Below are 7622 nucleotides of genomic sequence, written 5' to 3'. Positions count from 1 at the left end.
TCGACTTCACAATGTAAAAAACATTGCACAGGCGCTGCGCACATGTAGTCGAAGGCCGGAAAACTCCTTGCGGTATATGGGGTTCTAGGTAGTCGTACCTATGAGTTCTGACTTTGACGAATCCCTGCGGTCCCGCGGCGTTTTATTGACAACGCCCCTTATTTTTGCGTATAATTGCAGAGATAGACCATAAATATTTAGGAGGAATACGTTTCGCATGGCATTGGAAGTAGGCACCATATTGAGTGGCATCGTAACCGGTATTACGAGTTTTGGTGCTTTTGTTGAACTGGAGACGGGAGAGACTGGCCTTGTCCATATTTCTGAAGTGGCCGACGCCTATGTCAAGGACATTAACGAGCACCTTAAGTTAAAAGAGAAGGTAGTCGTTAAGATCATCAATATCGACAGCAAGGGCAAAATCGGTCTTTCTATCCGTCAAGCGAAACGCCGACCTTCTATTTCGTTTGAAGAGCGCATGAACCGCTTCCTTAAGGACAGCGAGGAACGTCTCACTGATTTGCGCAAGCACACCGATGCCAAGCGTGGCGGTCGCGGCACGTCGTACAAGAAATCTAGCGGCAAGTAAACCGCAAATTTCCGGTTGCTTTCTCCGCGGATTTATATTAAAATAGATTTTGTCGTTTGGCGGCGTGGCTCAGCTGGCTAGAGCAGTCGGTTCATACCCGTCAGGTCGCTGGTTCAAGTCCAGCCGCCGCCACCATCTTGCGCCATTAGCTCAGCTGGCAGAGCATCTGACTCTTAATCAGTGGGTCCGGGGTTCGAATCCCTGATGGCGCACCACTATGTAAACCAAACCCTGCAAGAAATTGCAGGGTTTTTGCCTACAACTGAAGCTAAGGGCATAAACGCCCGCGGTAAAATGTCTTGGTTTGTGGTTCTCGAAAACATAGCACAAAAAAACTTGACGCTAGGCGGCTTGCGAGGTAATATGTACCAAAGACTGCGACGCGGAAGAGGCTCGTAAACTGCACGCCAGAGAATCGGACTAGGTGGAAGCCGATGTGTAGCTAAGCGAGTAGAGACAACCGCTGAGTCCCCTGTCAAACAGGGCGGGTTGTCCCGTTACAGATACAAGTGGGCATCGTTACCGATGCCAATCAGGGTGGCACCACGGGCAATCCCCTCTCGTCCCTAGCGAGGGGGGATTATTTTATCTTGGAGGTGCTTGTTAATGTACAAAAGAGTTCTTGCCGCTAAGCTCTCACTTCACGCTGGAGAATTGGTCGTCCTTAAGGGTTGGGTGCGCCGCACGCGCGCCGTAGGCGCGGAGCTATCCTTCCTAGTTCTAGCTGATCGGAGCGGCGAGGCGCAAGCCGTGCTCTCAGGTAGCGTGGCGGGCGCTTTGCCGTCTCTAGAGAGCGTGGTGGAGGTGCGCGGACTTGTCGTTCCTTCGCGCTCCCGCGCTTTCCCTGTTGAATTACAGGTGGAAGATTTATCTGTGCTAAATCCGGCAGACAACTTGCCATTCCCTATAAACAAGCCTGCGCTTGAGGTCGGCTTAGGCCTCATCGACCGTTTTCGCCCACTCTGCCTGCGGCACCCTTCTTTCCAGCAGGTTTTTCGAGTGCAGCAGCAGGTAGTTATGCACTTTGAACAGTTTTTCGCGCATCAGGGTTTCACCCGCGTCAGCACCCCGAAGATTGTGGCCACCGGTACGGAAGGTGGTGCCGAGCTGTTTAGTGTCGACTACTTCGGCGAAGTCGCCTACCTTGCCCAAAGTCCGCAATTCTTTAAACAGATGCTGGTCGGTTCAGGTTTTGAACGCGTCTTTGAAGTGGGGCCGGTGTTTAGGGCAGAAGAACACAGAACCTCCCGTCATTTAAATGAGTACATTAGCCTTGACATTGAGATGGGTTTTGTAGGCGATGTGAACGAACTTATGGACCTAGAGGAATCCTTTATCAAGTCACTGTTGTCGTTACTTTGCCATGAGTTTGGCGGGGCCATTAAGTGCCCACCTGAGATTCCGCCGATTCCCAGGCTCGCCCTAAGGGAAGCGCTGTCCATTCTAGAGAAAACCTATGGCAAGGCCATCCCCGCTGACGAGAACATCGACCCAGAGGGAGAAAGACTCATCTCGCAGTGGGCCGAGCGCGAGTATGGCGTCGCCGCCGTATTCTTACACAGCTACCCTCGTTCCATCCGGCCCTTCTACGCTCTGCCGGGGCATCACGATGACACTCTCACTGAATCTTTCGATCTGATCTTCAGAGGACAAGAGGTAACCACCGGTGGCTTGCGGCAACACTCTCTGGCACCGCTCCTAGCTAGCATGACAGGGCGCGGACTACGCCCTGAGCAATACGAATTCTACCTGCAGGTGTTTCGCTATGGTATGCCTCCTCACGGTGGGTTTGCCATCGGCGCCGAGCGCCTGACCATGCAGTTGCTCGGGCTTAAGAATATCAGAGAAGCAAGCATACTCCCCCAAACAGAGACAAGGGGGTCGCGCAACACGCGGGACGCTTGATCTTAATCTGATGGTGAGACACCATTAGGGTCCTTCTCTACTGCTTTTCTGCTCTACTATTAGTACAGGGCGTGACAGGTAGCTAACCCGACTGGAGGATGATGATGCGGATTAAACAGGGTGGAGTATTTGTTCTAATCAGCGTGTTTCTCTCGTGTGCCATGGCAGTGTTCGTCAGTTACATAGTTATTCAATTAGACCGCGCTCTCGCCGTACCGTTTGGGCTTCCAGCAGAAAGCGTCATCTTTAGGGTGAGGCCACGCCAATTGGGTGGAGTGAGGGGAGAGGAACTCGCGAACATTGTCAGTCAAATTGCCGGCCTTTTGCAGAAAGAGGGCACAACGCTTGTTTACGTGGACAACGATTACGGAATAGGACTGCAGGACCCCACAGGTTTTTTCGCCTCAGAACCCCTTGCTCAGGGCGCATATTTCACTGCAGAGGGGTTTAATTCCCCTGACGCCATAGCTCTAGTCAGACGCAACTCTCCTACGTATCGTATGCTTCTGCAGGGGTCGACGGTTGTCAATGGTAGAGTCATCCCAGTACGGGGCGTGTTTGGTGAAGGTCATCCATTGTACACCCCTGCGCAATTCTTCGTGTATAACTTTATGAGCACTACCACCATCGAGGGGACTTACTACTTTAGCCGTAATTCGACGGCAGTGCGCGAGATACTGACACTACTGACCTCATATGGGTACACGTATAACGAGGTGCCCTTTATACAGGGCGCAGGGTCACTTTTGCGGGACATGTATCTTGTCCTTATGACAGCGGGGATAGTTTTCATTGGTTTTAACTGCTTCTTCGCGTACTTCGTCATTCTATCACGCCATCGCGCAGTCTTTCACATCCATCGCCGATTTGGTGCGACCCCCAAGGCATTACTGGCTAAGCTGTTAGCGGCTACTTTCCCCAGTATGTGCCTTGGGTCGCTGCTGGGTGTGACCATCTTCGCAATGGTCTTTCGAGATTTTTTAGGCCGTTTTACCTCTGCCTGGGTGCCAATTGCATTCCTTGCTAGCGTCGCAGTTAGTGCCTTCCTGCTCGTTGTTACCTTCTTGTCGCAAAGAAGTGGCGGCGCGAAAGAGGGGCGACTATGCTGACACAGCTCGCATTCGCTCTGCGCGACATTCGGCGAAATCCCATCGTGTATTTTTTCTTTGTGGTGCAACTACTGGTGCCTATCTTTTTCGTCAGCGTCACCCTTACTTTTATGGCGGACTCCATACGTTACATAAGGCGCGTCCACCAGGTTTCAGACCACGAGGTGGTTTTCTTCTCCCCCTCAATAGGCGCTGTGCAGCAGTGGCGATTCTCGAGGGATGCTGCGGCGCTGTTGGTGGAAGTTCTTGACGAGGATCGCCGTGGCTACTCGTATATTGAGAATATCGCGCTGCGGGAGCACCCCAATTTAAATTTCGTAGTTGGCATGGGACAGTTTGGCGAGTTCTTTCAGCTCGGCAGTGCCACTAGAGAAGCAACGCAGCCCCTCGTGCTCATTGGGCACAATGTCAATGCCCTAGAAATAGGCAGCCCTGTACGATTTGGGCGAAGCACGACCCCCCTAAGAGTCAGCGACCGGCTACCACCTAGCAGCAGTTTTATTGCGCGAGGAGCGCTCAAGAGCCTAGACTCGTCGGTGCTCATACTTGCAGAGGCGGAGGAGATGATGGGCTACTTCTTTTACGATTTTGAATACTGGGTGGAGATTGCCAAGAACACTTGCCTGATCGATCCAACAGGGTCGGAGCTTCGCACATTTGTTACGCGTATGCTAGACGAAAGCGGTATGGCGCTAAATCCTTTAGATCTAGGGACTTATGCCGCCCATCACCATGCGGGCAACTTTTACGGCATCCTGTATTTTCTAGTGTTCTTTGGCATAACTCTAGCCTTTGTTGCCGTAGGCATCGTGACAAACACGCTACAGCTTTTGGACAGCCGCATGGCTGAGTACGCCATTCATCTTCTTTCGGGGGCTAAAATGTCGCACTTGTATAGCAGGGTAGTAATTTACTTGCTCTTGCTTGTCAGCCTGCCCGTCATTATCGTTTCGGCGTATGTTTTCCCCCTCTTTAGAATTCCTCTCTACACCGGGTTAATTAGGGTTCTGCCTCTGGTTGTGTGCGTAGTAGCACTCTTAGCCAGTCTCCCCCTATTGAAATTGCGCTCTACTGATGTAGTTTTGCACTTAAGGAGTGACGATCAGTGACCTTAGTCAGCTGCGTCTCCGTCCACAAGGAATATGGTCGAAAAGGACAAGTAACCCAAGCGGTAAGGGGTGTGTCGCTAGAGATTGGTGGCGGAGAGAGCGTTGCGATCACCGGCCCTTCAGGCTGTGGCAAGACCACCCTGATCAACATGCTTGGGCTTATTGTGTCGCCCACTTTGGGCGATGTGTTTATTCAAGGATGTAATACCAAGTCTTTTACGAGCGACAAGCTCGGAGCGCTGCGGAGCAAGTTTTTCGGGTATATAGTGCAGGATTTCGCACTAATCGAAGATTACACGGCACTAGAGAATGCCGAAATTCCCTTACTGTATGCGCCCGAGCGCCCGGGTCGTCACGAGCGTAGGCGGAGAGCACACGAAGCCCTGGCGAACGTAGAGCTAGATAGTAAAGCCCATGTAAAGGTGCGCAATCTATCTGGCGGGCAACGCCAAAGAGTCGCCATTGCCAGAGCGCTCCTCAATGACCCTCAGGTAATTTTGGCTGACGAACCGACTGGCTCCTTAGACTCGCAAGCCGGACAGGAGGTCTTCCGACTCCTGCTGAGCTTGGTGCAGGCAGGCAGATCGCTCCTTTTAGTGACCCACAATTTAGAACTTGCGCAACAATGTGGACGGCAGGTAATGATGGTGGACGGTCGCCTAGCTTTGTAAGCTAGCTCGCTTAAACGCCCTATGTTGTGAGGGCAACGGCGGCAAAATCACCTGCAATGGCGTCCGCGAAAGTGACGGCCGAAACCTACGTCGCCTCCCAGAATTGCATATTGTGGAATTAGCCAAAAACAGATCAACGACATCGCGCTGACGGTCGAAGGGAGGTCAGTTACTAACGAAGAACATGCTGCTGCGGACAGCGAAGTAGCGGCATTTTAGGGTGAGATTTTCTCATTCCGCTTGCGGGGCGACAGTATCTCAGACCGATGAAAGTGAGACCCTAAGACTGTTGACGTGCGCATAATTCAGGCGTATAATTGAGGTGTCAGGAGGGACACGAATGAAGGTTCGAGAAGTGCTAAAGCTTTTGCATCAGGACGGGTGGCGCGAAGTCGAGAGCAGAACTCGAGGCTCTCACATACAGTTAAAGCACCCGATGAAAAAAGGGAAGGTTACCGTCCCAAACCACTCTGGCGATATCCCTCCGGGTACATTGAATAGCGTCCTTAAGCAGGCGGGGTTAAAATGATGGCCTGCAGTACCATAGAAAGGGGTTTGAAATAGATGCGGAAATTGACATATCTTGCAGTGTTTGAGCCCGCACCAGAAGGATATGGTGTGTATTTCCCCGATCTACCGGGGTGCGTAAGTTTAGGGAGTGATTTTGAGCAAGCCCAACAAAACGCTGCAGAGGCATTGGGGCTTCACATTTATGGGATGGAGAAGGATGGGGACGAAATCCCTGTTCCCTCAAGGCGCCCTCAGATTGATGCCGATACGGGAGAAGGGTGTATTGTGGCTTCTGTGTCGGTTTTTCCTGAGCTGGTGAGAAATGAATTAGACAACAGAGCAGTCAAAACAAATTTGACCATACCTGCATGGTTAAAAGAGTTGGCCGAGTCACAGGGTGTGAATTTCTCCAAAGTCCTTCAAGCGGCTTTGATGGAATACCTTGGGGTACGTGCTCCGAGATAGAGTCGCGGAAGCGAGCAAAGTTGTTAGTGAAAAACACAAAAACCGACCCTACTAGACCGGTTTTCGAAACCCTAATGGCGCACCACATACTAACTAAGCCCTGCAGTAACTTGCAGGGCTTTTGCATGGTGTGCCCGGCATGGGCGATAACTTGGTGGTGCAAGTCCACTACGCGCTCGGTAGCAGGAAGCGTTAGTCGAAGGCAAGGGTGTTCACCGCGAGGTGGAATCTGAAGGAAGCCGGAGGCAAAGTCCCGGACCGACGAACAGAAACCGCATATAGAGGCCGGCACAGGGCGGACGAGTTTGCCACACAAAACGAAGTCCAATGCTACCCGAACCCTTGCTGGTAGATGCGGTGGTTAGATGGGATGAAGGTTATCGTTCTTACCCGGGGAGATCTCACGGACGTGGAGTAGGACAAGCCGAAACGCGGCGTAAAGCTTGCCGTGAGAAGTCAGCCGAGGCCATAATACCGGAATCCTCCGGGAAGGGCCGAACAATCGTAAGCCTTGAATAAGAGCCGGAAGGAGGCTGATGTATTGAAAGCAGAAAACCGCAAGGGCTGCCTGCAAAGGGATAGCGTGGAACGCCAAGAGTATGCAGGAGCGTGGAGCATCAGCGCTCAGGAAAGCACAGAAAGAGGCGGTGCAAGTGACCTGCTGGAGCATATCTTGGAACGGGACAACCTGAACCGAGCCTACAAGCAGGTCAAGCGTAACCACGGAGCGCCTGGCATCGACGGCATGACCGTTGAAGCTGCGGCTACGTGGATTAAGGGACATCGGGAGGAACTTCTGCAGAGCATCCGGGAAGGCCGCTACAAGCCGAGTCCGGTGCGACGCAAGGAAATACCCAAACCCGATGGCGGAGTCCGCAAGCTGGGGATACCCACGGTTCTGGATCGGGTATGCCCTATACCCCTTTTGCTGGACAACCAGAATCCGTGCTATGCTTGTATCAGAAGGGGAGAAATAAATGAAGAAGAAACACTACAACGCAGAATACAAGCAACAGGCCGTTTACAGAGTCAACCAGGGCCACGAATCTATACCCGCTATTGCTAAAGACCTTGGCGTATCGGTTACCTCACTCAGAGATTGGATCAAGCAAGTAGAGAAGAGAGCGAATCCTTTCCCTGGTAGCGGTAACGTTGTACTCACTCCGGAAGAAGCGATTATGAGGAAGTTTGAGCGAGAAAACAGAGAGCTCAGGGAGGAAGTAGAAATCCTAAAAAAAGCAGCGGCCTACTTCGCGAAAAATCT

8 protein-coding genes and 2 tRNA genes are annotated in these 7622 nt (G+C 52.1%); all 10 read left to right on the top strand.

The features are described from left to right. The first annotated feature begins 217 nt into the window (after nucleotides 1–217). Nucleotides 218–589, top strand: a complete 372-nt coding sequence (locus tag KGZ92_06190) for a S1 RNA-binding domain-containing protein (GenBank protein MBS3888874.1) — start codon at nucleotides 218–220, stop codon at nucleotides 587–589. Between the two features lie 58 nt (nucleotides 590–647). After that, nucleotides 648–724: transfer RNA gene (locus KGZ92_06185), tRNA-Met, on the top strand. Nucleotides 725–728: 4 nt separating this feature from the next. After that, nucleotides 729–804: transfer RNA gene (locus KGZ92_06180), tRNA-Lys, on the top strand. Nucleotides 805–1195: 391 nt separating this feature from the next. After that, nucleotides 1196–2494 (top strand): aspartate--tRNA(Asn) ligase, encoded by a 1299-nt coding sequence (aspS, locus tag KGZ92_06175; GenBank protein ID MBS3888873.1) that lies wholly within the window; start codon nucleotides 1196–1198, stop codon nucleotides 2492–2494. 104 nt (nucleotides 2495–2598) lie between these two features. Next, nucleotides 2599–3603, top strand: a complete 1005-nt coding sequence (locus KGZ92_06170; GenBank protein ID MBS3888872.1) for a hypothetical protein — start codon at nucleotides 2599–2601, stop codon at nucleotides 3601–3603. After that, nucleotides 3597–4712, top strand: a complete 1116-nt coding sequence (locus KGZ92_06165; protein ID MBS3888871.1) for a hypothetical protein — start codon at nucleotides 3597–3599, stop codon at nucleotides 4710–4712. Before KGZ92_06170 ends, KGZ92_06165 begins: the two co-directional genes overlap by 7 nt. Continuing rightward, entirely contained in the window at nucleotides 4709–5383 is a 675-nt protein-coding gene (locus KGZ92_06160; protein MBS3888870.1) for an ABC transporter ATP-binding protein, read from the top strand. The genes KGZ92_06165 and KGZ92_06160 overlap by 4 nt, the downstream gene beginning before the upstream one ends. A 340-nt stretch (nucleotides 5384–5723) precedes the next feature. Continuing rightward, nucleotides 5724–5912, top strand: coding sequence for a type II toxin-antitoxin system HicA family toxin (locus KGZ92_06155; protein MBS3888869.1), 189 nt, complete (start codon nucleotides 5724–5726; stop codon nucleotides 5910–5912). A 35-nt stretch (nucleotides 5913–5947) separates the two neighbouring features. Then, on the top strand, nucleotides 5948–6358 hold the full coding sequence (locus KGZ92_06150) for a type II toxin-antitoxin system HicB family antitoxin (GenBank protein MBS3888868.1): 411 nt from the start codon (nucleotides 5948–5950) through the stop codon (nucleotides 6356–6358). A 977-nt stretch (nucleotides 6359–7335) separates the two neighbouring features. Beyond that, nucleotides 7336–7622 (top strand): transposase (locus KGZ92_06145; protein MBS3888867.1); only part of this gene is annotated, 287 nt, incomplete at its 3' end.

Source organism: Bacillota bacterium (assembly GCA_018333655.1).
In the GTDB taxonomy this organism is placed as follows: Bacteria; Bacillota; UBA994; order UBA994; family UBA994; genus BS524.
Note: the sequence above shows the minus strand (reverse complement) of the source record. Positions and strands in the feature narration are given on the sequence as shown.

What these genes read in the sequence shown, in the direction of transcription:
- KGZ92_06190 (MBS3888874.1), top strand. Translation starts at nt 218, where the DNA reads ATGGCATTGGAAGTAGGCACCATATTGAGTGGCATCGTAACCGGTATT.
- aspS (MBS3888873.1), top strand. Translation starts at nt 1,196, where the DNA reads ATGTACAAAAGAGTTCTTGCCGCTAAGCTCTCACTTCACGCTGGAGAA.
- KGZ92_06170 (MBS3888872.1), top strand. Translation starts at nt 2,599, where the DNA reads ATGCGGATTAAACAGGGTGGAGTATTTGTTCTAATCAGCGTGTTTCTC.
- KGZ92_06165 (MBS3888871.1), top strand. Translation starts at nt 3,597, where the DNA reads ATGCTGACACAGCTCGCATTCGCTCTGCGCGACATTCGGCGAAATCCC.
- KGZ92_06155 (MBS3888869.1), top strand. Translation starts at nt 5,724, where the DNA reads ATGAAGGTTCGAGAAGTGCTAAAGCTTTTGCATCAGGACGGGTGGCGC.
- KGZ92_06150 (MBS3888868.1), top strand. Translation starts at nt 5,948, where the DNA reads ATGCGGAAATTGACATATCTTGCAGTGTTTGAGCCCGCACCAGAAGGA.